General features: G+C 33.3%; 26 protein-coding genes. 5 read left to right on the top strand and 21 right to left on the bottom strand.

The annotated features are described in order from the left end of the window. A partial coding sequence (locus tag Q0783_RS06755; protein WP_298894153.1) for a choice-of-anchor L domain-containing protein occupies positions 1 to 2,933 on the bottom strand: 2,933 nt, incomplete at its 3' end. 352 nt (positions 2,934 to 3,285) lie between these two features. Between Q0783_RS06755 and Q0783_RS06750 the strand changes: the two genes are divergently transcribed. The 4 genes from Q0783_RS06750 (at position 3,286) to Q0783_RS06735 (ending at position 6,120) form a co-directional block, all read left to right on the top strand. After that, the gene (locus Q0783_RS06750) at positions 3,286 to 4,188 is read left to right on the top strand and encodes a NifU family protein (protein WP_298894152.1); all 903 of its coding nucleotides are present in this window, start codon (positions 3,286 to 3,288) and stop codon (positions 4,186 to 4,188) included. A 57-nt stretch (positions 4,189 to 4,245) separates the two neighbouring features. Further along, positions 4,246 to 4,446, top strand: a complete 201-nt coding sequence (locus Q0783_RS06745) for a dodecin family protein (protein WP_230935004.1) — start codon at positions 4,246 to 4,248, stop codon at positions 4,444 to 4,446. 79 nt (positions 4,447 to 4,525) lie between these two features. Next, a complete protein-coding gene (locus tag Q0783_RS06740; RefSeq protein ID WP_298894151.1) occupies positions 4,526 to 5,215 on the top strand; it encodes a hypothetical protein in 690 nt (229 codons plus the stop codon). A 92-nt stretch (positions 5,216 to 5,307) separates the two neighbouring features. Then, on the top strand, positions 5,308 to 6,120 hold the full coding sequence (locus Q0783_RS06735) for a mechanosensitive ion channel domain-containing protein (protein ID WP_298894150.1): 813 nt from the start codon (positions 5,308 to 5,310) through the stop codon (positions 6,118 to 6,120). On the opposite strand, the gene tsaB is transcribed toward Q0783_RS06735, so the two are convergent. The 15 genes from tsaB to cyoE all read right to left on the bottom strand — a co-directional run bounded on the left by tsaB (position 6,117) and on the right by cyoE (position 19,602). Further along, positions 6,117 to 6,791 (bottom strand): tRNA (adenosine(37)-N6)-threonylcarbamoyltransferase complex dimerization subunit type 1 TsaB, encoded by a 675-nt coding sequence (gene tsaB, locus Q0783_RS06730; protein WP_298894149.1) that lies wholly within the window; start codon positions 6,789 to 6,791, stop codon positions 6,117 to 6,119. The two genes, Q0783_RS06735 and tsaB, sit on opposite strands and share 4 nt — an antisense overlap. Positions 6,792 to 6,830: 39 nt before the next feature. Continuing rightward, on the bottom strand, positions 6,831 to 8,135 hold the full coding sequence (locus Q0783_RS06725; RefSeq protein ID WP_298894148.1) for an efflux RND transporter periplasmic adaptor subunit: 1,305 nt from the start codon (positions 8,133 to 8,135) through the stop codon (positions 6,831 to 6,833). Positions 8,136 to 8,139: 4 nt separating this feature from the next. Continuing rightward, complete coding sequence (locus tag Q0783_RS06720) at positions 8,140 to 9,582, bottom strand: TolC family protein (protein ID WP_298894147.1); 1,443 nt, start codon at positions 9,580 to 9,582, stop codon at positions 8,140 to 8,142. A gap of 54 nt (positions 9,583 to 9,636) precedes the next feature. Continuing rightward, on the bottom strand, positions 9,637 to 10,794 hold the full coding sequence (locus tag Q0783_RS06715) for an efflux RND transporter periplasmic adaptor subunit (protein ID WP_298894146.1): 1,158 nt from the start codon (positions 10,792 to 10,794) through the stop codon (positions 9,637 to 9,639). A 31-nt stretch (positions 10,795 to 10,825) separates the two neighbouring features. After that, positions 10,826 to 12,085 (bottom strand): ABC transporter permease, encoded by a 1,260-nt coding sequence (locus Q0783_RS06710; protein ID WP_298894145.1) that lies wholly within the window; start codon positions 12,083 to 12,085, stop codon positions 10,826 to 10,828. Position 12,086: 1 nt separating this feature from the next. After that, positions 12,087 to 13,334, bottom strand: a complete 1,248-nt coding sequence (locus Q0783_RS06705) for an ABC transporter permease (protein ID WP_298761490.1) — start codon at positions 13,332 to 13,334, stop codon at positions 12,087 to 12,089. Next, positions 13,327 to 14,028 (bottom strand): ABC transporter ATP-binding protein, encoded by a 702-nt coding sequence (locus Q0783_RS06700; RefSeq protein ID WP_298761488.1) that lies wholly within the window; start codon positions 14,026 to 14,028, stop codon positions 13,327 to 13,329. Before Q0783_RS06700 ends, Q0783_RS06705 begins: the two co-directional genes overlap by 8 nt. Before the next feature lie 135 nt (positions 14,029 to 14,163). Further along, a complete protein-coding gene (locus tag Q0783_RS06695; protein WP_298894144.1) occupies positions 14,164 to 14,391 on the bottom strand; it encodes a hypothetical protein in 228 nt (75 codons plus the stop codon). A gap of 3 nt (positions 14,392 to 14,394) precedes the next feature. Then, a complete protein-coding gene (locus Q0783_RS06690; RefSeq protein WP_298761486.1) occupies positions 14,395 to 14,943 on the bottom strand; it encodes a DUF420 domain-containing protein in 549 nt (182 codons plus the stop codon). Positions 14,944 to 14,947: 4 nt separating this feature from the next. Continuing rightward, positions 14,948 to 15,703 (bottom strand): SCO family protein, encoded by a 756-nt coding sequence (locus Q0783_RS06685; RefSeq protein ID WP_298894143.1) that lies wholly within the window; start codon positions 15,701 to 15,703, stop codon positions 14,948 to 14,950. Beyond that, positions 15,700 to 16,428 (bottom strand): hypothetical protein, encoded by a 729-nt coding sequence (locus tag Q0783_RS06680; protein WP_298894142.1) that lies wholly within the window; start codon positions 16,426 to 16,428, stop codon positions 15,700 to 15,702. The genes Q0783_RS06685 and Q0783_RS06680 overlap by 4 nt, the downstream gene beginning before the upstream one ends. A 159-nt stretch (positions 16,429 to 16,587) precedes the next feature. Further along, positions 16,588 to 16,968: a cytochrome C oxidase subunit IV family protein gene (locus Q0783_RS06675; RefSeq protein ID WP_298761481.1), complete on the bottom strand. Its 381-nt coding sequence runs from the start codon at positions 16,966 to 16,968 to the stop codon at positions 16,588 to 16,590. A gap of 20 nt (positions 16,969 to 16,988) precedes the next feature. Next, positions 16,989 to 17,987 (bottom strand): cytochrome c oxidase subunit 3, encoded by a 999-nt coding sequence (locus Q0783_RS06670; protein WP_298761479.1) that lies wholly within the window; start codon positions 17,985 to 17,987, stop codon positions 16,989 to 16,991. A 138-nt stretch (positions 17,988 to 18,125) separates the two neighbouring features. Then, positions 18,126 to 18,707 (bottom strand): cytochrome c oxidase subunit 3, encoded by a 582-nt coding sequence (locus Q0783_RS06665; RefSeq protein ID WP_298894141.1) that lies wholly within the window; start codon positions 18,705 to 18,707, stop codon positions 18,126 to 18,128. A 1-nt stretch (position 18,708) separates the two neighbouring features. Next, positions 18,709 to 19,602, bottom strand: coding sequence for a heme o synthase (gene cyoE, locus Q0783_RS06660; RefSeq protein WP_298894140.1), 894 nt, complete (start codon positions 19,600 to 19,602; stop codon positions 18,709 to 18,711). 217 nt (positions 19,603 to 19,819) lie between these two features. On the opposite strand from cyoE, the gene Q0783_RS06655 reads away from it, so the two are divergent. Then, entirely contained in the window at positions 19,820 to 20,704 is an 885-nt protein-coding gene (locus Q0783_RS06655; protein WP_298894139.1) for an MBL fold metallo-hydrolase, read from the top strand. 4 nt (positions 20,705 to 20,708) lie between these two features. On the opposite strand, the gene Q0783_RS06650 is transcribed toward Q0783_RS06655, so the two are convergent. The 5 genes from Q0783_RS06650 to gcvH all read right to left on the bottom strand — a co-directional run bounded on the left by Q0783_RS06650 (position 20,709) and on the right by gcvH (position 25,379). After that, a complete protein-coding gene (locus tag Q0783_RS06650) occupies positions 20,709 to 22,820 on the bottom strand; it encodes a gliding motility protein RemB (protein WP_298894138.1) in 2,112 nt (703 codons plus the stop codon). Between the two features lie 119 nt (positions 22,821 to 22,939). Then, positions 22,940 to 23,737 carry an energy transducer TonB gene (locus Q0783_RS06645; protein ID WP_298894137.1) on the bottom strand — a complete coding sequence of 266 codons (798 nt, stop codon included), beginning with the start codon at positions 23,735 to 23,737 and terminating at the stop codon, positions 22,940 to 22,942. A 116-nt stretch (positions 23,738 to 23,853) separates the two neighbouring features. Beyond that, complete coding sequence (locus Q0783_RS06640; RefSeq protein WP_298894136.1) at positions 23,854 to 24,579, bottom strand: energy transducer TonB; 726 nt, start codon at positions 24,577 to 24,579, stop codon at positions 23,854 to 23,856. 64 nt (positions 24,580 to 24,643) lie between these two features. Beyond that, positions 24,644 to 25,027 carry a VanZ family protein gene (locus Q0783_RS06635; RefSeq protein WP_298894135.1) on the bottom strand — a complete coding sequence of 128 codons (384 nt, stop codon included), beginning with the start codon at positions 25,025 to 25,027 and terminating at the stop codon, positions 24,644 to 24,646. Next, the gene (gene gcvH / locus Q0783_RS06630; protein ID WP_298761469.1) at positions 24,999 to 25,379 is read right to left on the bottom strand and encodes a glycine cleavage system protein GcvH; all 381 of its coding nucleotides are present in this window, start codon (positions 25,377 to 25,379) and stop codon (positions 24,999 to 25,001) included. Before gcvH ends, Q0783_RS06635 begins: the two co-directional genes overlap by 29 nt. Between the last annotated feature and the right edge of the window lie 34 nt (positions 25,380 to 25,413).

The raw sequence follows: 25,413 nt of genomic DNA, 5'->3' as shown, positions 1-25,413 counted from the left end.
TCTGTGTTCTTTAATGTTAAATCTATACTCGTAAGACCATCTGGAACTCCATCGTCACAAACCTCTAACGGAGTTGGATTAACTAACGCTGGAAGCGGATTAACAATTAAGTCAAAACTACCAACATTAGAACATCCAGTTGATGTATTAGTAATATTAACATATATCGTTTGTGGTGTGCTTGTATTACTATAGAATGAAGCATTTAATATAGGATTCGCTCCTCCTTCAGCATCTATTTGTGATTCATGATACGATATTGTAACACCAGTCTGACCATTAATAGCCTCAGCAGCTTTTGTCGTTAGATCAAAAACTTCTACTTCATCTCCTGGAAGGTTATAATCACATAACTCATAATTAGAAATGGCACCAACATCAGGAATAGGATTTACAAGTAATACGAGTTCAACCGTATCAAAACAACCTGAAATATCATCTTCTAATCTTACGTAAAGTGTTTGAGTGTTTGGATCTATATTAGTATAAGGACTTGGTTGCGCATTTGAACCATCATCTGCCTCTGTTTGGCTTTCGTGATACGTTACAGTAACATCTGTTTGTAACCCTATAATTTCAGCATCCTTTGTTGTTAAATCAAACATTGCAAATCCGTCATTATTATCATCACAAACCTCAAAAGTTGTAGGGACAATAGGAACAGGAGTAGAATTAACTCTCAATTCTAAAGTAGTTGTATTAAAGCAACCTGCATCTATATTTGCTTCGACTCTAACATAAACAATTTGGTTATCTGGCACCACATTTGTGTAAGGGATTGGTAACGGGTTTACATCATTATTAGCATCATCTTGAGAAAAGTGATACGATACAGTTACTGTTGTTGCATCTAAGGCACCAATGACTTCGTCATCTCTTTCAGTTAAAGTAAACATTGTGAATCCATCATTATCATCATCACACTCATCTATAGGAGTAACCGTATTATTTATAGTTAAGTCTGTAAAAACTAAATCAAAAGATGTTAAATCAAAACACTCCTGAGTATTTTCAGCAATACGAACATGTATTGTTTGTGGGTTTGAAATATTAGTATAAGGACTTGGAATTGGATTTACGTTATCAATTGCTTCTTGTTCGGTAAGATGATATGTAATTACGTAATCATTTGGATCTTGGGTTCCAAGTACATCATCATCATTGTCTGTTAGCATAAAATCACCGGTTCCTGAGAAACTACAAATTGATAAATCTGGAGGCGTATTAGCTTCTGCATTTGGTTTAAATTCTACAACTACAGAATCAGATGCTTGACATGATCCAGAAAAGATAACATCAACTGTATAAATTCCAGGCTCTATAACATCTAAAGTAGAAGAAGTCTCCCCTGCAATTTCAACACCATCTTTATACCATATATGAGTTGCAGTTGGTGCTTGTGTATCTAAGGTAATGGTTTCACCTCCACATTCAGCTGTACCTGCTGCAATTGTTATATCATCTCCTAAGTCTCCACCGAGATTAAAACTTCCCGCTTCAATAAAAACACCAGAATCTAATGCTGTATCTGAAGCATCAGCAATAACTAACTTGATTGTATAATTATTTCCAGGAGTTACAGGAGACTGTGCGGTAAAAACTGCTGTTCTCCCATCAAAACTCATTGGAGGTGAATTATTTCCTGTGTAACCACCAAAAAATTGCTCATTTATAGCAGGACAACCAGGATTTGCTGGATGAATATTTGTAACAAGAATTGGTGTATTTGTTCCTGGTAATACGGCTAAATTTGTTGTTATACCAGTCGCTTGATCTGTTAATAAAAAGGCAAAAGCATCAGAAAATGTACATTCGAAAGTTCCACCTGTACTACCATTATACTCTTCCGAAGCCATTAAAAAGTCAAAACTAATACTATCAGCTAATGGTACGAAATCAAATTGTATAATACTGGCGTTATTTGAATTAATTCCCACTGCGGCATCTAATTCGGCATCACCAGGCCAGCCTCCACCACCATCACTCAATGCATTATTATTAGGACCTCTAGCTCGACTTGCATCTCCTGAGGTTAGTATCAAACCATCAGTAAAAGGAAAAACACTGCCATCATTAGCAAAATATCCAATACCATTATCATCGTTAAAATTTGTACCTGTAGACCACGTAATATTACTTACTTGGGCACAAGGACTATCAATTAAAACATCTTGAACGAGTTCTTCTACTGTAAATGTTGTTTGATCAACAACAATATTCTCACCTAGAACAAAAACGTTTATATCTCTTGAGACCGAACAACCCAGAGGATTATTATCTGTAACAGTTAACGTGACGTCGTAAGATCCGGGTGCGGCAAAAATATTTGACACATTTGTTCCTGTTGCGGTATTAGTATCATCAAAATCCCATTCATATGTCGCTCCGGTTCCATCATCTGAAAATGTAGCGCTACCTACAAAGTCTACTTGGTCTCCTGCATTAATTAGAATAACGCCTCCACCATTGGCCTCAGGCGTTGTGGAATCTATGGATGGAGTAATTGTTTGACATGGTACTGTACATATGATTTCGGCTTCCCAGCCAGTAGTTGTTCCAGCTCCATCAGAAACAAATTCAAAGGTAATACAACCACTCATGTTTAGTAGACTAGCAACAATATTACCTGGTCCTGCTACTCCCGAATATGTACCAATAACTGGTGCTGCTGTACTATCACCATCATAAACAGTTAAAACATCAACATTTAACTGTGTACTAAAATCTGTGAAATTTATAATGACAAATTCGCCTGCATTTTCAGGACAAATTGTTGTTACTAAAGCTTCATCACTTGAATAAGGCCCTCCAGGCCCTCCCGAATCGAAAAATAAATCTGGTGCACATCTATTAAATGTACCATCTTGCATGTTTAAATCTTGACCAAACGAGATATATGATAATAAGATAAAGAGTACGTAAAGCTTTTTCATAGCGGTTTAAAATAGTTTTACCCTTATTATAAAACTTACATACTTCAACAAAATTAAACTGTTGAACACTATAACTATGAAAGCACTACGCCTTTTTAAAAGCAAACTGTAGTCAAGTTATTTAGGTAGAGGTTTTAATAATAAGAGCGAAATTTAGTAAAAATTAAGTAATTAGTACTTCTAATTCTTTTTAAAAATAACAGTTTAACACTTAAAAACCCTAACTGTTAATTTAAAATAACTCATTATAAAGATATTTATTTTGTAAGAATTATCCCTTCTTATTCGTTATGTTGTTATTAAAACCTGTTTTTTGAATTTTTTGTTACGTATTTTTGCAAAAATTTATGCTATGAAAAATTATTCTATTTCAATAAAAGAAACCACTAACCCAACTATATTAAAATTTGAAACCGATCAATTTATAACGCAACATGAGAGTTTTGAATTCAATAATATTGATGAAGCAAAATCTTCGCCTTTAGCACAACAACTATTTTACCTTCCTTTTGTAAAGAAAGTATACATCTCTGGCAACTTTATCGCTATAGAACGTTATAATATTGTCGAATGGAAAGATGTTCAAGACGAAGTAGCTACTCAAATTGAAGATTACTTAAATTCAGGAGGTGCGGTTGTTACTTCTTCCGAAGCTAAAAAGAAAGTTCCTGTAACAGTTTACGCTGAAAGCACACCAAATCCTAGTGTTTTAAAATTTGTTGCAAATAAAAAGTTAGTAACCAAGTATCATGAGTTTACATCAATTGATGAAACAGCATATGCCCCTTTAGCTAATAAGCTATTCCATTTTCCTTTTGTTAAAAGTATCTTTATGGAGGAAAATTTTGTGTCGATTACCAAATTTGATGTTGCCGATTGGAATGATATTACTATGGAACTTCGCGAGTTTATAAGATCTTATATCGAAAATGGTGAGGATATTATTAATTCTGATGCTCCTGAAGTTATACAAAAAAGTGACCAACATCTAGATGAACAGTATGAGCAGAAAGATGACGTTTCAAAAGAAATTATTAATATTCTGGAAGAATATGTTAAACCAGCAGTAGCAAGTGATGGAGGAAATATTGAGTTTCAGTCCTATGATCCTCAAGAAAAGAAAGTAAAAGTTATCTTACAAGGTGCTTGTAGTGGATGTCCTTCATCTACATTTACTCTTAAAAATGGAATTGAAAATATGCTAAGAGAAATGATGAAAGGTAAAGTTGAGACGGTAGAGGCAATAAACGGATAGTTTCAATTATTATTTAGTATCTTTAACATTCATATTTTTTAACAAAAAAACGAAAAAATGGCAGTATTAAAAGTAATCGAAGTCTTATCAAATTCAGATAAAAGCTGGGAAGACGCAACAAGAAAAGCAGTTAAACAAGCCTCTAAAAGCATAAAAAATATTAAATCTGTTTATGTGCAAGATCAAAGTGCTATTGTCAATGATGATGAAGTTACAGAGTTTAGAGTGAACGTAAAATTGACTTTTGAAGTAAAATAAATTTATACTAATGCTAGTATTCACTGTGTTGCATAGCAGCATGGCATATTTATTGTTACACAATAAAAAAACACTTATTATGATAAAATCAATTTTTTTAACGGCAATGATTTCATTAGTGTCGTTTAGTGCTACAGCGCAAGACCCAAATAGACAAAACTTGACATCTCCAGGTTTAATCTATGCATTCGACCTTAATGATAATTCAATTATTGGAACGCCTTATATCGAAAACGATTTTATGCCAGGTAAGATTTCTGCTGACAAAGACGGAAAGTTATTTAGCTTAAGATATAATGCTTTTAGTGATGTTATGGAAATCAAAAAAGACAATAATGATATTGAGGCATTAAACAAAGATTTACTTAATGTTACAATCACATTTTCTAAGGGTAATAAAGCGTATCGCGCCTACAATTATATAGATTCTGACACTAATAATGGAAAAAGAGGCTACTTTGTTGTATTAACCGATGCATCCATTGAGAAACCTTTATTAGCAAAAGAAATAATTTCCTTTACTGAAAAGAAAAAAGCAGCAAGTAGTTATGCCAAAACTAAGCCAGCTCAATATAAAAGAAAGAGCGATGTGTATTATACATTAAACGATAAGGGTATAGCCGTAGAAATACCGAGTAAGAAAAAGGAAATAGCAAAGACTTTTCCAAAGCATTCAAAAGAGATTTTGAGTTTTATAAAATCTAATAAAATTAAAACTTCAAAAAAAGAAGATTTAATTAAACTAGTTAATTATATTAATACACTCTAATACGATTAACTATTTAAGAAAACCCGAACATTTTAAACTAAAATGTTCGGGTTTTTTATTAATATTATAGCTGTCTAATTAAAAACGATGTTATGGATTTACAAAAATGGATTGATAAAGGTTATGAACTCATAGTAGATTTTGGTCCAAAAGTATTGGCCGCAATAGCCATTTGGATTATTGGTTCTATTATTATCAAAAGTATATTGAAAGGTATACGAAAAGTTATGGAGAAACGCGCTTATGATGAGAGCCTTAAAAAGTTTCTTTTAAACCTTTTAAGCTGGACATTAAAGATTATTCTCATCGTTGTTGTTTTAGGAACTGTAGGTATTGAAACCACATCGTTTGCTGCTATTCTAGCTGCAGCAGGTTTAGCTATTGGTCTAGCCCTTCAAGGATCACTTGCAAATTTTGCTGGAGGTGTATTAATTATGATTTTTAAACCTATAAAAATAGGAGATCTTATTGAAGCTCAAGGTGAATTAGGTGTTGTAAAAGAAATTGAAATCTTCACTACAAAACTTTTATCTCCAACAAATAAAGAGATTATTATTCCAAATGGTGCTTTATCAAATGGTAATATTGTGAATTATTCTTCTGAAGGAAAACTTCGTATTGATTTGACTTTTGGGGTTGGTTATGATTCCGATATTAAGCAAACTAAAGAGATTTTAATGAGTGTGCTTACGTCTAACCCAAAAGTTTTAAAAGACCCAGCTCCTTCTGTAAATGTTTCAGAGCTTGCTGATAGTTCAGTAAATTTTGCTGTTAGACCTTGGTCTACTGTAGCAGATTATTGGGATGTTTATTTTGAAACTCACGAAAATGTAAAAATTGCTCTTGACGCGGCCGGTATTGAAATACCTTATCCACATGCTGTCGAAATTCAAAAACAAGGCTAAGATGATTTAGGCTTTAATGCTATAAAATCTTTGAGATAAAAAGGTTCAAAATAAGCGACATCTTCGATGTCGCTTTTTTTATACTTTTCGAAAGCCAAAGCGCTCATCTCATTAGCTGATGGTAACTTATTCTCAACAAAAACAGCGTTAGAGTGTTTGATGAGTTGTCTTGTTTTTTCAACACCATTACCTAAAAAATGGACTTTACCTTTACTTAAATACTCTTGGAATGATTGCTCATCCAATATTTGTGCTTCAATACCTCTTACTAAATCATAAGAGCTATTAAATATAGCTGAATATACTTCTAACCGTCTTGCATCTAACATCGGGATAATTATACCTTCATCGATCGTTACTTGATGAGAAAGTGCTTCAAGTGTTGACACTGATATTAAAGGTATATCAAGTGCATAACTTAATCCTTTAGCAGCAGAAACACCAATACGTAATCCTGTATATGACCCTGGTCCTTTACTCACGGCAATAGCGCTCAAATCGATTTTATCTATTTGTGCAGATGCCAAAACACTATCAATAAAAACATGCAAAGATTCAGCATGTGAGTAATTGACATTATTATCTTCTTTTAAAACCAAAGTCTCTCCTTGTTTTGAAAGAGAGACTGAGCAATTTGTTGTAGATGTTTCTATACTTAGTATAATGGACATTACATAATATTTATTATTGTGATTTAGGTAGCTATCAAACTATTCTTCTTTCTCGACTTCCTCTTTCTTTTGATTAGCACCTTTCTTTTCGATCTTATCTCCAGACTTTAATGTTTTTGAAACGATGTTATAAGGTCCAGTAATAATTTCATCTCCTTCTTCTAATCCAGAAACAATTTCAATATTGGTATCATCTTGAATTCCTGTTTTTACAACTCTTAATTTAGCGACGCCTTTATTATTTACAAACACGCACTCAAATTTCTCTTCATTTTCAGGTTTAATCTCTTCTGAATCTTCAATCGCTTTAAAGTTATTTTTAACTGAAGACGTATCTGTTTTGATTACTATAGAACTAATTGGCACTGCAACTGTTTTATCTCTTTTATCAGTAATGATATCAACTGTTGCTGTCATTCCTGGTCTAAACGGTGAATAGCTTTCTGGTTTACCTTCAATTAGATCTTTGTATGATTCTTCTAAAATACGAACCTTAACTCTAAAGTTTGTAACTTGATCTGCTGTTAAAGTTCCTGCAGCAGAGTTTGCAATTTCTGTAACAATACCTTTAAATTCTTTCTTTAAGTAGGCATCAACTTCAACAATTGTTGAGTCACCAATTTGTACTTTCACAATATCATTTTCATTTACATCAACTTCAACTTCCATATTATTTAGGTTGGCAACTCTCAAGATTTCTGTACCTGCCATTTGTTGAGTTCCAACAACACGTTCACCTAATTCGACATTTAATAATGAAATCGTCCCACTCATAGGTGCATAGATTGTCGTTCTACTTAAGTTGTCTTTAGCTTCATTAACAGAGGCCGCTGCGCTTTGTACACTATAATATGCAGAACCTCTTGCAGCCTGAGCTGTTTCATAAGCAGCTATTGATCTATCCCAATCTGCTTTTGAAATAACACCTCTATCAAAAAGTGCTTTATTTCGGTCATAATTTGCTTTTGCTTCTCTAAGTGAAGCTTCGGCTTGATCCAAACCTGATCTCACATTTTGATATGATGCTTGAGATCTGCTTACTGCTGATTGAATTAAATCTGGATTAACTCGAACTAAAAGATCTCCTTTTTTAACTTGTTGACCTTCTTTATAAGGCAAGTCTAATATCTCTCCTGAAACTTCACTAGATATTTTCACCTCTACCTCTGGTTGAATTTTTCCCGTAGCAGAAACAGTTTCAACTATATCTAATGATGCTACTTTTTTTACAGTAACTTCTTTAAAGTTACCTTTTTTACCAAACAGTCCCATTTTTGCTCCCGCAACAAGTGCAAGAATTAGTAATCCTATAACTGTGATAATAATTTTTGTTCTTTTGGTCATGGTCTTAAAACTTTAGTTCTGTTGCAGGAATTCCGAAGTATAATTCGAGAACCTTTAACTTAAATATATAATCGTATTTAGAACGGTTTAATTCAATTCTGGCATTGTCATATCTTAATTTGGATTGGCTAAAATCAAACGCATTTGTTAATCCAACATCATAGCGTTCTTTGGCATAATCATAAGCCAGTTGCTGAGATTCTAAGGCCAATTGTGCAGCTTCATAAGATTTTAAAGCGCCTTTGGCATCTACATAGGCCTGATACACGGTAGACTCAAGATCTAATTCTGCTTGTTCTAATTGAAACTTAGAACGTTCTAAATTGATTTTATTTCTCTTAACACTAGCTTTTGTAGCAAACCCATTAAAAATAGGAATATTTAAATTAAGTCCATACCCTATACCATCATTTTGATAAAGTTGATCTACGAAGGGATCTGCCGACACTTCTTGTAAAAATGTATTTGGAAATGTACCTACAACTGTTTGTCCAGTTGCTTCGACTACACCAATTGATTGAGTAATTGTTGGGTTATCTGGATCTACTTGTTGTGTAAATGATGTCGTATTTGCATATCTTGTATTGTATCCAAAAAATGCAGATAGCGTTGGAAGGTTAGCACCACGGGCTATTTGTAAATCTTTTTCGGCCAAGGCTACATTTTGTTCTGCTATTTTTATCTCTGAACGTGTTTCTTTAGCTTGTGCTAAAATTTCGGATACATCTTTATTTGAAATTCCAGCATCTATAATGTCATATCCTTCATCTTCAATGTCAAAGTTTTCGTAGTCCTTAATTAAAAGTAATTGCGCTAAACTAATAAGAGAAATTTGAACACTGTTTTCAGCATTGATAATTGACTGTTTTTCACTAGCATCTGTAGCTTGAATCTCTAGTAAATCACCTCTTGGTAATGAACCTGCTTCTACCAATTGCTCTGTTCTTTGAATTTGCTCGTTGGTCACTTCATTTTGAGACTTTAAAACTTCTAAATTTGCTTTATTGAGTATCACTTGGAGATAACCGTTAGCAACAAAAAGCGAAATATCATCTTTCATTTTATCTAGACGATACTGGCTTGCCAATTTTGATATTTCGGCACGTTGCAATGTTCTTATATTTCTAAGTCCGTCAAATATGGTATAACCAACATTAACGCTTCCACTAGCCGATAAAAATGTGGTAGTCTGTGCATTATTAGTTACTGGGTTAAAACTAAGTCCCGTGTTTTCAGAAACTCCTGCGCCAGCATTCAAACTTGGTAAAAAATTACCCTTTGCTGTGAGCATTTCTATATCTGCAGATTCTAAATCTAGTTCACTTTGTTTAACCGAAATATTATTTTCTAATGCATATTGTACGCATTCTATTAAAGTCCATTTTTTATTTTGGGCTTGAAGGCTGATTGTTATTAAAACAATAAGTATACTGACTGTTTTTTTCATAATTATCTATATGTCTCTATAAATATTAAAGTGTTACATTAAATGTTAAAATTATTATTGATTGAATTCAGGAACGCTTTGAATTTGATTCCAGACCTTAATCTTATCCTCTTTTGTTATCCCATTCTTAATCTCAACAAAGATACCATCGCTCACACCCAACTCCACATCTTTCCTTTCAAATTTTTGATCACCTACCTCAACTTCTACATAAGGTGCTTTTGTTTTAGGATCGAATCTTAACAATGCCTCTTTTACTGCAAGAACACTATCGGCTTTGGCTAAAATTATTGATGCATTGGCACTCAATCCTGCTCTAATAAAAGTACTATCATTCTTTTTTAAGGATCCTTTTATTTCAAACTGAATGGCTCCGTTTTCATTAATTCCTTTAGGTGCTATATAATCTAAAACAGCATCAAATTTCTTATTTTCAATAGCTCCGACTGTAATTTCTAATGGTAAATTCTCTTTTATTCTTCCAACTTCAGATTCATCAACTTTTCCTTCAAAAATCATATCCTCTACATTTGCCATAGATGCTATTGTGGTTCCATCATTAAAATTATTTGCTTCAATTACTTGATTTCCTGTTTTTACTGGCACGTCCAGAACCATTCCAGAAACAGTAGCTCTAATTTGGGTTTGAGCTACATTACCTAAACCAGATGTTGTTCCAGTCTTTATGATATCATAATTCTGTCGAGACGAATTGACATTAATTTTTGCTTGTTCAACGCTCTGCTTTGTTTGTAAATACGTATTTTTTATAGACTCAAAGTCATTTGCAGAAATAACACCTTTGTCAAAAAGTGCTTTCTGTCTATCGTAATTTGCTTGCTGAGTTTGTAAGTTAATTTTTGCTGTTTGCAATGCTGTTTGATTAGTAGCAATAGAATTTTTAGCACTTGTAAGTGATGACACATTTGGCACAACTTTAATTTTAGCTATGAGGTCTCCAGCTTTAATCACGTCACCAGCTTCAATGTAAATTTCTTCAATAATTCCAGAAATATTGGGTTTTATTAAAATTTCATCTTTGGGAACAATGCTTCCTGTAGCTACAGTTTTCTTGACTATAGTTTTTGTAGACGCCGTTTCAGTAGTATAAACAACTGGATCTTCGGCATTTTTTTGATATAAATAATATAACGATCCTCCAAAAAGGACAGCAATAATTATTAAGATGATGACAGTGACAGATTTTTTCATTTTTTACTTCTGATTGATATTTGATGGTTAATTATTCAGTTCTTAGCGCATCTACGGGTTTTACTCTAATCGCATTTTGAGCCGGGATAAACCCAGCCAACAATCCAGAGATAATGAGTATAGTTAATGCAATTAATATTACTGTAAGATCTACGCTTGGGTTAGCAAACATATCTACAGGACCATTAGCATCTAAAAGAGCGTTAAGCCCGTATATAGTTAATGATCCAAAAATAATCCCTACCATTCCTGATAGGATTGTCAAAAAAATAGACTCTAAAAGTATTTGACCTCTTATAGACCATGGAGAAGCGCCTAGTGCTCTTCGTATTCCTATTTCTTTCGTACGCTCTTTGACTACAATAAGCATGATATTACTAATTCCTATTATTCCTGATAGCAATACAAGAATACCTACTACATAAGCCACTAAGCGTAGTGCGGTAAACAAGCCTTCAATTTTACTATATTCCTCATACACATCCCAGTGACCGATAGCACGCTTATCGTCTGGATGAATAGTGTGTCTTTGTCTAACGACATCAAAGATTTGCTCTTTCAAATCGGTTATTGGTACATTATCTTCGGCGGTAATCATCATCCAACCAACACGATCTCCTCTATTAAAAGCTTGTGAAAATGCTGTAAAAGGGACAAAAATTTGCTTTTGACCTTCTTCTGCGTCACCTCCGGTTTGCTTTGTCTTATAAACACCAATAACCGAAAAATTAACACCGCTAATTTTTACATAACTGCCCAAAATCTCTTCGCCTTTAGCGTATAGTTCTTTAGCAACCGAAAGCCCTATAACTGCTACTTTGCGTTTTTTATTAATATCGTTATAGTTTATAAATCGTCCTTGTGTAATATCCATAGGTTGTTGCTGGATAACTTCAGGATAGTCTCCATATACATTATAAGCACCTGTTTTCAATCCTCTCACCACATTATTGGCACCTCCCCAGCCACCAAGTTGATTTCTTGGTGATACGATTTTAAGATTAGGCACTTTGTCTTTTATTGCCTCAACATCATCAATTTTATAAGTAAATCGTCTTCCTTTAGGCAATCCTTTGTAAGGTTTAGAAATAGTTTGCGCCCACATATTCATTGTATTTGTCGCTCGACCACTAAAGTCTAACTTCACTCCATTCTCCAAACCTTTACCTGCAGCCAAGAGTACGATGAGTATGAAAATCCCCCAAAACACACCAAAAGCTGTCAATATGGTTCTAAACATATTACTAGTTAAGGCTTCTAATATTTCGTTCCAACGATCTCTACTAAACATCTTATTCGTCTCTTAATGCTTCTATTGGTTTTATTTTTACAGCTCTCCATGCAGGAAAAAAACCTGCTATTGCACCTGCTAATATGAGGATTATTACTGTTGATAAAGCTACATTGAAATTTACCGATGGGTTAATCACATATGGGATATCTAAATAGGGTCCAAAAATTTCTAGAAGTCCCATACTTACTATTAGTCCGGTAAATCCTGCAATGGCAGTTACAAAAATTGCTTCATGCAATATCATACCAATTATAGACCAAGGTTGGGCACCTATAGCTTTTCTAATTCCTATTTCTCTAGTACGTTCTTTCACTATAATTAACATGATATTACTAACGCCAACCACGCCAGCGATGATGGTACAAATACCAACAAACCAAAAGAAGAACTTAATATTTCCTATTAACCCAAAGTAACGCTGTGACGCTTCTAGGGTATTGAATGTTCCAATGGCACTCATATCATCTGGAGCTATGGTATGAACTTGCTTAAGGTACTGTTGCATTTCTTCTACAAATTGCTCCGAAGCCTCAAGTGTTTCATCAAACGTTGCTTTTGGTTTTAGTGTAAATGACAAGTTTCTTATTCTATTAGCACCATTAAACACTCGTTGTGCTGTACTAATTGGTGTAAAGATTCTTGATTCTTCTCGATCGCCACCTGGATCAGTATAAACACCTATAACCTTAAAATTAATACCATTTATCTGAATCTGTTGGTCTATTGGATCTTCTTCGTTTTTAAAAATTTCTTGTTTAACCTTATTACCAATAACGACAACTTTTTCGAAACCATCTTGATCCATATAATTAACAAACCTTCCTTGAGTAATTCCTGCATTTTCAATAAACTGAAAATCTGGCAATACACCTTCAATTCTATAACTACCTGATTCGGTTTTATAATTTACTGCACCCTGCCAAATTCTATAAATTGCTGATTTATATTCAAGGTCATCTTCATATTTTTTAGCTAAATATTCATAATTTTCATTCTCCATTTGAATATAACGTCCAGGGTTCAAACCTTTATATTCTTTAGAAGTCACTTCTGTCCAAACATGAATCCTATTAGATGCATCATCTTCAAACTCTTTTTTGATACCATTGGCCATGCCTTCTCCAAAGCCTAGTAGAATAACAAGAATAAAAATCCCAGAAGCCACAGAAAGTCCTGTCAAGAATGTTCGTAGTTTATTCTTGCTTAAGGTTTCAAATATTTCCTGCCAACGTTCTATATTAAACATATTCTGACGCTCTTACCTGTTGTACTTTTTTATCGTCAATAATTAATCCATCTTTAAGATTAACAATACGTTTTGTCATTTGAGCAATATCATGCTCATGTGTCACTACCAAGATTGTTTTACCCTCGTCATTAATCCCTTGAATGAGTTCCATGACTTCGTACGATGTTTTTGTATCGAGAGCTCCAGTTGGTTCATCGGCCATAAGAACTTTAGGGTCACTAGCTAGAGCTCTAGCAATAGCGACACGTTGTTTCTGTCCTCCAGACAGTTCACTTGGCAAGTGATGAGACCAATCTGCCAATCCAACTTTTTCAAGGTAGTGCATAGCTGTATCATTGCGCTCTTTACGCTTAATCCCTTTATAATATAAAGGCATTGCTACATTATCTAACGCGCTTTTATAATTGATAAGATTGAATGATTGAAAAATAAATCCGAGAAATTCATTTCTATATTTAGCTGCTATTTTCTCGTTTAAGTTTTTAATAGGAACATTATCTAGGATATATTGACCTTGATCTGCCTCATCTAACATTCCTAAAATATTAAGTAGTGTAGATTTTCCCGATCCAGACGAACCCATTATAGACACAAGTTCTCCTTCTTTAACATCAAAGTTAATCCCCTTTAAAACATGAAGCGAATTGCTTCCCATGTGATAAGATTTATGCAAATCTTTGATTTGAATCATAATATGGATGGTTAATTCTAACAAAATTAAGCAAAACCTAAAATGGTTTATGCTAACTAATTGTTAAGAAATATATTTTGATTGATATTTAAATGACGACCAAATCCTAAATATGTTACAGTAAATACCTGTATTTTATTCGGTTTCTTTCTTTTTACGAAAAAAGTTCCAGTAAATTAAAAATCCAACTCCTGCTACTAATAAGTAAGGAATCGTCATTAGATACATAATTCCGTCATTAACACCTTCGGCTGTAGTTTGTCCTTCTTCACTTTCTAAGACTGCACGACACATTGCACATTGCGCATTTGACCAAAACGTAATTAGCAAAAATAAAATAGTAAAAACAACTTGTTTTTTCATGATTTAAGCATAGTATGGAGAAATCATTATATATACCACAACGCCAGTTATGGCAACATATAACCAAATTGGAAATGTAATACGAGCTATCTTTTTATGGCGTTCAAAATTATTTGTAATAGCTCTTACGTAAGTGATAAGGACAAATGGAATGACAACAATAGACAATACAATATGAGAAATTAAGATAGCATAATAAAAATATTTGATTGCACCTTCTCCTCCAAATTTGGTAGAATCACTCGTCATATGATATGCAACATACATTGCCAAAAATGCTACAGATAACATAATTGCAAACTTCATTAACTTTTCATGAAGTTGTTGCTTTTTGTTTTTAATGGCCCAAAATGCAATACTTAAAACAAGAGCCGTTACTGCATTTATTGTGGCATAGATAGGAGGCAAAAAGGTAAGCGGTTCTACATCAAAACCTAACCTGCGTAAATTAATTCCGAAAAGACCTGCGACAACAAGCGGAATTGCAATAGACAAGATTACGATCCATTTATTGTACTTTTTTTCTTCGGAAGGGTTTTCAAGAGTACTCATAGGGTTAATCTTCTTTTAAAAGTTTAGCAATGTCTTCCTTAAGCATACTTATTTCTTCAGTCTCTCCATCTTCATCTACTTTCTCTTCTTCACTTATAATACCTTTGTAATAAATTTTTGGATTCCCAAAATCATCTTTTCTCGAGCGCATAAATCCATTTTTATCAATAAGCGCAAAGTTTCCTGAATGTTCAAAGCCACCTTCTACATTTGGGTTTTCGCCTGCATAGATATTGAAACCAATATTTGCCAATGCATAGATCTCTTCTTGATCACCTGTCATTAAGTGCCAGTTTGGATTCGTAATTCCGTAATTATCAGCATAAGATTTTAAAACTTCTTGAGTATCAAAATCTGGATTGATGGTAAATGAAGCCACACCAAAATCCTCAAAATCTGCAAATGTATTTTGTATCTGAACTAAGTTTCTATTCATACGCGGACAAATAGTTGGGCATGTCGTAAAGAAAAATTCTACGACATATACTTTCCCTTCATAATCTTTATTAGTAATGGTTTTTCCGTCGTGATTTGTAAATGAAAATGGAGGTACTTTTTTAGCTTCACCATTAATTTCTAAAAACAGAAGGTCTGACACATAACCTTTGGCATCAGTCGATACATCTTTTGTTCTACTTTCTGTTCTGGTTACATCACCACCTTTTATTCTATCTACGATTCTTGGAACGAATATAATTCCGAAGACTAATAAAATAAAAGCAATACCTATGTAAGAGTAATTTGTTTTTTTAGCACTCATATACCACTATTTTTTTTGTTCGTTTTTATATCTTCTTTTCGTCTTGTTGACGAATCAAACTTTCCTTTTCTTTTTTGGCGATATTCTGTAAATAGAATCCTGAGGTCATCACTCATCTTATTTTTCACCTCAGCCACTTCAATACAATCGTAAGAGTAAAGTGGATAAATAGTCTCTTCTCGCTCTATTTCTTTATCTTCTCTATCGTCTAACCTACCACGTTGCTTTAAATCTTTATCTACAATAAACACATGATCTGTAAACAAGTTGTCATCAAGTGTTTCTTCTGTTTTCATACTACCAAATAAGGTTTTAATATCATTTGGTTGTCCAAAGACATAATGCCAAAAACGCATGTCGTCATAATTATTAATCTCCTTTTGTAATTGCTTAGCTCTTTCTTCAGATCCTTTTGGTAATACAATAACGATTTGAAATTTTTTAAATCCCTTAAATTTATCATATACTAGTTCCTTTAGATTAGAAGCAGCAATAACATTCTTCACAGGATCATTTCCGAGGAAACCTAAAACAGTAATATGATCTTCAAGTAAAATATCTTCTTCAGTACTTGAAGAAAATAATTGTAGATCTGAAACATGTTCATCTACAATTTCTAAGGGATCATAGTTATGTGTTGAAGGGTATAACATTAACAAAAATCCGACTGGTAGAAAAAATAAAATCCCTAATACCACATTTCGTTTTACATTCTTCTTTTCCATCTGTTAATGTCTACAATTTTATACGATTATAGTTCATTTTTTATGATTAAAAACATTAGTTTTTAATTCTATTTTTAATCGCTTATTTGATATTGCAAAAATAAAAAAGACGGTTTAAAAAAACCGTCTTTTACTATACTTTATATTTATCATAAGATGTTAAAAATCTCTTTTAACAAAACCACTTGAGTAAATGCTTTCAATATAGCCACCTTCTTGTAATAAGATGAATACTAAATAACAAATTAAGAATACTGCTGTCCAAACAACCATACGTCTCAACGCTTTAGTTTCATCTCTCATGTGCATAAAATCCCATGTGATATAATAGGCTTTTACTATTGTCAAGATGATGAAAATCCAGTTTAGGAGTTTCATTCCTATCACCTTACCCATAGCCCATTCTGGTTTATAAATACCTAATACTACTTCAACTGCAGTAATAATAGATAGTAATATCAAAACTCCCCAAATTTTTTGAGTGTTTGATTTAAACTTTATTAAGCCTCTTAATATTTCTAATTTATGTGCGTGTGCCATTTTTTAACTTTTATTCTTGATTATACTAGGTAGAAGAATGTAAATACGAATACCCAAACTAAATCGACAAAGTGCCAATATAAACCAACTTTTTCAACCATTTCATAGCTTCCTCTTCGTTCATAGGTTCCTAAGATGACGTTAAAGAAAATAATGATATTAATCACTACTCCAGAGAATACGTGAAATCCATGAAATCCTGTTATAAAGAAAAAGAAATCGGCAAATAATGAGGTTCCATATTCATTGACGTGGAGATTAGCTCCTTCAACAACCAGTTTACCGTTATTCTTTATTTGCATTAGAGATTCTTCTCTACTAAGCACTGTTTTTTCTCCTTCGTCATTAATGATTTGAGTTCTTACCAATACGTTTGAATGAGATTCTAATCCTTTATAAACTTCATCAACAGTATATGTTGGTAATGTACCTTCTTGAACAAACCACAATCCATTTTTACGATCGTGTTCTGTTCTATATTTCTCTTCAGCTACTACAAAATCACCTAATGCAACACGTTTAAATTTCTGTTCTCCTTCTACAGTTACATATTCACCAAATTGAAGAATATTTCCTCCTTTAGTTTGTACTGCACCATAGTCACCTTTAATAAATGTTCCCCATTCCCAAGCTTGTGAACCAACGAATATTAAACCTCCAATAATGGTTAAGAACATGTACCAAGTTACTTTGTTCTTTTTCATGTGGTGACCAGCATCAACAGCTAATACCATTGTTACCGATGACATAATTAAAATAAAGGTCATGAAAGCAACATAGATCATAGGATAGTTCCCATGAAAAAACGGAACGTGAGTAAATACCTCATCTGCTATTGGCCATGAGCCAATAAATTTAAATCTTGAAAATCCGTAAGCTGCTAAAAATCCAGAAAATGTTAAGGCATCAGAGACGATAAAAAACCACATCATCATTTTACCATAACTCGCTTTTAGTGGCTGATTTCCGCCACCCCAAGTTTTGCCTTCTGTTCCAGTATTTGCTACTGTATTATCCATATAAAGCATTTAGTTGTTAAAAGTTGCACAAAAATAATCATTTTATCTATCTAAAAAAACATCCGTTTCTAAAATTTAAGAACATCCGTCTTTACTAGACTAAATCATCTATTTAAGCTTATAAAAATGATTAAAAATTTAAGCTAAATATGTTAAAAACAAAAACAAGAATAACCACAGTATATCTACAAAATGCCAAAAGGTTGCAGAGAGCTCCATCCCTAACATTTTAGTAGCAGAATATTTTTGTTTAAAATGATTATAAATTACGACCAATAATGACAAGAGTCCAGCCACGACATGCAAAATGTGCACTGCAGCAATAACATAAATAAAACTCATTGTCACATTCGATGAATCTCCCGTAAGATAATATCCCGAATTCTTGATTTCTTTAAAGCCTTCTATCTGACTATAAATAAAAGCAACACCTAAGATAAAAGTCACCAATAGCATTATAGTGGTTAGGCTTCTATTGCTATTTTTTAAAGCACGTTTAGCCATAATAAATGTTAAACTGCTTACTACAATTAACCCACAGCTTATTAAAAAAGCTTTTGGCATTGTAAAATCGTGTAACCAATCATCTCGTTTTCTACTTACTAAAACAGCACTAGTTAATCCAGCAAATGACATGATTAAGGATCCTATCCCAAACCAAAGCATCATGCGTTTGGCTCTATCATTTTTTTCTTCTATTGTTCCTTCGGTTAAATCCATCTTATCTTATAAATTTATCTACAACATAAACTATCTGAAGTAATGTTATATATGACACACTAGCTAGCATTAATTGTTTTGCTGCTTTAGCTGTTCGTTTTTTAAATAATTCAAATGCATAATACAGCATTAACAAACCGAGAGCAAATACAATGATTGCTGCTACAATTGATAATTTTAAATCTCCAGTAACTCCAAATACTGGCACTATAGACACCAATATCGTCCAAATGGTGTACATAATTGTTTGTACTGCGGTACCTTTATCACGTTTACCTGTAGGAAGCATATAAAATCCGCCCTTTTGATAATCTTCAAATAAAAACCATCCAATAGCCCAAAAATGGGGGAATTGCCAAAAAAACTGTAAAGCAAATAAGGTTCCGGGTTCTATTCCAAAATCATTTCTGGCGGCTACCCATCCCAACATAAAAGGTATGGCTCCTGGGATAGCTCCAACAAACACTGCTAAAGGTGTTCTCGTTTTTAACGGTGTATAGACACAGGTATATAAGAAAATTGAAATGGCACCATACATTGCTGTTCTCTCATTAATAACATAAAGCACTGCAATACCAAGAATTGTAAATATAGTTGCGATTATAAATGCAGAACGCACACTCATTCGTCCAGCAGGAACTGGTCTGTTTTTGGTACGATCCATCAGTGCATCTAAGTCTTTCTCAATAATTTGGTTAAATGCATTAGAAGCACCTACCATAAAGTATCCACCAAATGCCAATAGAACTAACGTATAAAAATCTACTTCAATAGCACCAAGTAAATATCCAGCAAGTGCCGAGAACACAACACTTATAGAAAGTCTCATCTTGGTGATTTCCTTAAAATCTGAAATTATTGAAGCCTGCTTAACAGAAGATTTTGTAGTACTCAATACTCGCTCTTTTATTGCGTTTGCAAAGATACTCTGAAAAAAGGTTTTGGGCAATTCTAAACATAATAAAATAAGAATAAGATAGTAGACTGTTCATCAACACAATCATAATTTTAAGACCTATATATGTTTCAGAAACAAGCTTAACGCATAAATATCAATTAGAAACTGTAAGTTTCAGTATCTTTAGGAGACTTTAGCTTAAAAATAATATACCATGAAACACAATTCTACATTTTTTATTATTGCTTTTTTTCTCTTCGGAAGTCTTGTTTACGCTCAACGTTTTGATAATGTTAAGATAGAAAGCGTTAAAATTTCTGATCACGTTTACATGCTTTTAGGAGCTGGTGGAAATATTGGTGTTTCTGTTGGAGACGATGGGGTTTTTGTAATCGATGATCAATTTGCTCCACTTACCGAAAAAATAAATACAGCTATAAAAGCGTTAAGTGATAAGCCCATTACATTTTTGGTCAATACTCATTTCCATGGAGATCATACTGGCGGAAATGTGAATATGCAAAAACTGGGCGCTACTATTATTGCACACGACAATGTAAGAGAACGTTTAGAAACCACACCAAAACGTGACGGCACATCTCAACCTAAAGAAGCTTTACCTGTAATTACTTTTAATGATAAAATGAGTATTCATGTTAATGGTGAAAAAATAGGTGTGTTTCATGTAGACAATGCACATACTGATGGCGACGCTCTTTTATACTTTACCAAAAGTAATGTACTTCATACTGGTGATACGTATTTTAAAGACCGTTATCCTTACATCGATCTAAAATCTGGTGGAAGCGTTAATGGTTATATTGAAGCCGCTAAGCTCGGACTTCAACTTATTGATGATGAAACCAAAATTATCCCTGGTCATGGTACCTTATCCAACAAGGCGGAATATCAATCATTTTTAACAATGCTAGAAGCATTACGAACTGCTGTTCTTGCCGAAATTAAAGCTGGCAAAACCGAAGATGAAGTAGCAAAAAATGAAGCTATTACAAAAACGTACGATGATTTAAACTATGGCACTGGTTTTATAAATTCTGAACGAATACGCCGAACATTTTATGTGAGTTTAAAGAAATAAAATCTTAAAAATCATTATACCAATTAAATAAATCGGTTCTCACACCAACAGTAAACCATAGCGTATTTGTATTTAGAGCTGCTGCTGTATTGGCTTGCGGATCATAATTTCTAAATGTAATATTTGTAAATAGCCTTAAGTTAGTAACAGGGTTAACAACGTAACCACCACCTAGATCGGCCTGAAAAACATTGGTCGTGTTACCTTGTCCTACTGTAATTCCAGTTTCGGCATTACGGTCAACTTCACTTCTGTAGATATTACTACCATAATTAGCAAAATCATCTCCTTCGTTAAAATCGAAGCCTCGCTTTCCAATAATAAATTTAGCATCTGCAAACCAACGCTTATAATGATAGCGTCCAATAGCAATAGCTTCACTGAAATTTGCTCCCCAAAGATGTGCCATAGGTTGATTATTGTGAGCATAATTGAGTACAATGGAATTATGAGAATACGTATAAGGTCTAACACGATTGTACTCCAATTGCAGTAACAAATTATCGACTTTAAAGGCATTAAAATATTTGACACCTAATTGGTAGCCAAACTTATTTTTCCAACTTTTCTCTCCTCCTGTAATATCATCTAAAGAAAATTCATCAAGAATAAATTGCCCATAGAGGTTTACCTTATTATTCCATTTGTATTTTGCCGAAGCTCCTAAAATAGCATTTCCGGCATCTTGACCTGTAGAAAACTCTATTGCTCTATAAAAAATAACTGGATTTAAATAATTAATATCAAAACCTCTATCATTATCATTAGACCATAACACAGATTCAAACAAACCAATGTTTAATCGTTTTGATACATTCCAACTCAAATAGTGATTCGCCATATATTTTGTTAGAAACGCACCATCTTCTGTAACTTCGGCCCTAACATCTCTCAACCACATCCATGTATTGGTATATTTTATTTTCCAAAAGGTTGTGTTGAGTTTTAAAAATGGATATGGACTCGTCGCATCACTTTGTAGAAGCGATCGATAACCATCACCTATAAAATTCTTACCATGTCCAAACTGAATATTAATAAAGCTTGCAGGTGTATACGACAAGTAAGCTTCGGCTACTGGATAATCAAAACCTCTATCTTTAAATGGTTTGGCCAAGCCTCTTCCTGGTACGATTGGCTCGGCACCTTCAGCTTCAAGGCTTATTGCATATTCATTGAAATATTGAGCAAAACGACCTTGACTTTCATAGATTGAGGCTGTGAAATTAAATTTTTTACCTAAACCTCCTTGAATAAATATACCTCTGGTATTATTATAGGTAGTACTAAAATCGGCTTCTGTATCTGTCCCTAACTGTAAATCGAAAACTGGATCTGCTGTGAACCAAAAGTTTTTTCCTTGAACTGCAACAAGGTGTTCATTCCATAATTTTCTACTCCACCATGCATCACTACCTTTAATTAGTGCTTCCTTTTCAGCTTTAAAATCATAATACTTTGCCACATCTTCATATATAAATGGTTTTGCAGCTGTGTGACTATTAGTTCCTAGTCCATTCATTTGCTGATCAAATCGCGAATAATAATTATGTGTGAATGGAATATTTAGCTGACTGCTGTACTCTAATTTCTCATACTTAACGATACCGTCATTAACACTATCAAATTCATTGCTTACATCTGCATTAAGGTCTTCGGTATTCTTTATATCTATTAATGAAGGTGTTTCTTTTTGCGTTTTAATTTCGGCTGGATCTTCTAAAGGTATTTTTATACTAAGTGAATATTGATAAAATGTTGGTTTTCCATTATAAGTTGCAGGAGCAACTTTGGGTAAGCTCTCAAAAAAACGTTTAGTTTCTTCTTTCAGTTCTTCATAAACAGCATCTACATAAAGAACACTAATCTTTCCTTCCTTATCAATTTCGAAAAGCACATTAAGTTCACCTTTATAATTGTCGTCTGTAACAATTTGGGGCACTTTAAATGAACTGAATATCTCAGTGTTTATCTTGTTATTAAAGCACGTTTTTAGTTCATCGATAGGTTCTGATTCACAACCTGGATAAATAGGTGGTTTTTCAAAAGTTGAAACATTTTGTGCAGACAGTATACCAAAAGAAAAAAAGATAATGAATAAGAAGCTATTCTTCATAGAGCAAGCGCATCATATTAGTTGTCGAAAGATACTATTTTTTTCAAAAAGCAAGCTATAAAAAAGACGGCTTAAATAGCTCTTTAAACCGTCTTGCATATTTTAAAATTAAAGTACCATTAATCTACTTTAAAAACAATTGGTAAATTATAGATAACTGACACAGATTTTCCTCGTTGCTTTCCTGGTTTCATTTGAGGGATCTTTTTTGTTAATCGCTCTGCTTCTTTTTCAAGGCTAGGGTGTGGAGCTCTTGTCAATACTTCGGTGATCTTTCCATTTGGGTCAATCTTAAACTGAACTTGGATCTTTTGTACACCTGTTAAACCATACTCACTAGCGAGATCGGTATTAAACTTTCTTTGTACAAGTCGTCCTAATTTATCCGACATACATTTCACACGATCTGTGTTGGTTTTCTTTTTCTCACAACCTGGATAGATAGGTACAATTTCTACACCTGTCATTGGAAACACCTTCGGAATATCATCAACCTTTGGTGTGTCTGTTAATGCATCAGGATCAATTATTGGGCCTGATTTTGGCTGTGGCTCTGTTAAAAAATCTGGCGTCTCAATTACTGGGTCACTATTATCTACAGCTTTTAGATTATTAGAAACGACAATTTTTTTCTTTTGCTTTTTAACAGGCTCTTGTTTGGGAGCGTCTGGTTCTATTACGATGTTTGGTGTGTAATAAATTGTGTCATCAGGTTCCACATAAACAATGTCACCTTTGGAGGTCTTCTTCTCAAACTGCATTTCAAACATGGCATAGGTGCCCAAAAGGCAGAGAATTAAACCAATTTGAAAATACAGCGATGAGTTTTTTTGTAAATTTGCATCGTGCTTGTGTGATTTTTGCACTGTTGTATTGCTCTGACCAGCAATATTGTGCGATTTGTCAAAATCTTTCATAATACTTAATTTAAAATGTTAATATTATGACAAAATCACAATAAGCATACCAAAGTAAAAATCCCATCTAATTTATTTAGATGGGATTTTGAAATTTTATGATATGCTATAAATATCTAGTCTTGTACTTGGAATAAGATTGGTAAAGAGTATGGTACAGTTACCGCTTTTCCTCTTTGTTTACCAGGTTTCATTTTTGGTAGTAATCCAATTACTCGCTTAGCCTCTTTTTCAAGACCTGGATGCGGAGCTCTCGCTTGTATACCAATAATATTTCCTGTTTTATCAATTTTGAAGATCACATTAATACGTTGTCTTCCTGATAATCCTAAATCACTAGCTAAATCTGTATTAAATTTCTTGTTTACAAACTTGCTAATTTTATCAGACATACATTGCTTTTTTGCATTGTTACCTTTTTCTCTTTCACAACCTGGAAAAATAGGCACGTTTTCAATTACAGCAAATGGTACTTCAATATCTTCTTCTACCTCTTCAACTTCTACTTCTTCAACTTCAACAATTTCTTCTTCTTGATCAGTTTCTGTAGACTCGATTACAGTTTCTTCAATTTCTTTCTCATCTTCCACAATCTCAATTTCCTCTGGCACTACTGGTGGTGGAGGTGGTGGAGGTGGTGGAATTATTTCCTGGTTAGTAATTGGAATTTCTTCGTCGTCAAGTGCATCCAAATCTAATTGGCCAATATCGATTGCTTCTTTTTCGTATGTCTTATAATTAATAGTCATATACGTCAAAGCCAACATCAATACCATCCCTACAGCAAAATAAAGCGAACTATTTCGACTTACATCTGCTTTTACGTTTTTTTTAGGTTCCATGTGTTTAACAGGTTTTAAGAATGCTAAATTAACCAATTATTTGTTAAAAAAGCAAGCGATTAATTTATTTTAACTTTAGTTTATTTCTGAATTTTAATCCAAGAGTTGCAAAAACAACACCTAGCGCATTCGCCACTACATCATAAACATCTAAAGTTCTGTAAGATGTTATCATGTTTTGTAATACCTCAATAATAATGCCATAAACAACAACAATACATGCTGAAATTAATATGGCACGATGTATCTGTTTTGTATTAAAATAATTAAATACCAATATCGTAAATACAAAATAGGCCAAAAAATGATAAATTTTATCATCAAACGAAAAGCCTAAGCTTGGAATACTTCCAATATGAACCAAACTTCCAATAGTTAAAGCTATTGCATAAGCAATAACAATGGGAAGTGCCCATTTTTTAAGCGCCAATAAGAGCTTTGTAATCATCGGCAGATAATAAACTATCTATTTGAGAAGCATCAGAAAATTTAATTTTAATCATCCAACCATCACCATAAGGATCAGAATTCACTTTTTCTGGTTCATCTTCTAAACTTTCATTGAATTCTGTAATCTCTCCAGATAATGGCAAAAATAAATCTGAAACCGTTTTAACAGCTTCAACAGTACCGAAAATTTCTTCAATTTCTAATGTTTCGTCAACCGTTTCCACTTCAACATAAACAATATCTCCTAATTCGCCTTGAGCAAAATCTGTAATGCCCACTGTGGCTGTATCACCTTCTATTTTAACCCACTCGTGGTCTTTGGTGTATTTTAAATCTGATGGTATATTCATCTTATAAATTGAAATTAATGTATAGCTACAAATG

The sequence above is a fragment of the uncultured Psychroserpens sp. genome, from assembly GCF_947500255.1.
GTDB lineage: Bacteria > Bacteroidota > Bacteroidia > Flavobacteriales > Flavobacteriaceae > Psychroserpens.
Note: the sequence above shows the minus strand (reverse complement) of the source record. Positions and strands in the feature narration are given on the sequence as shown.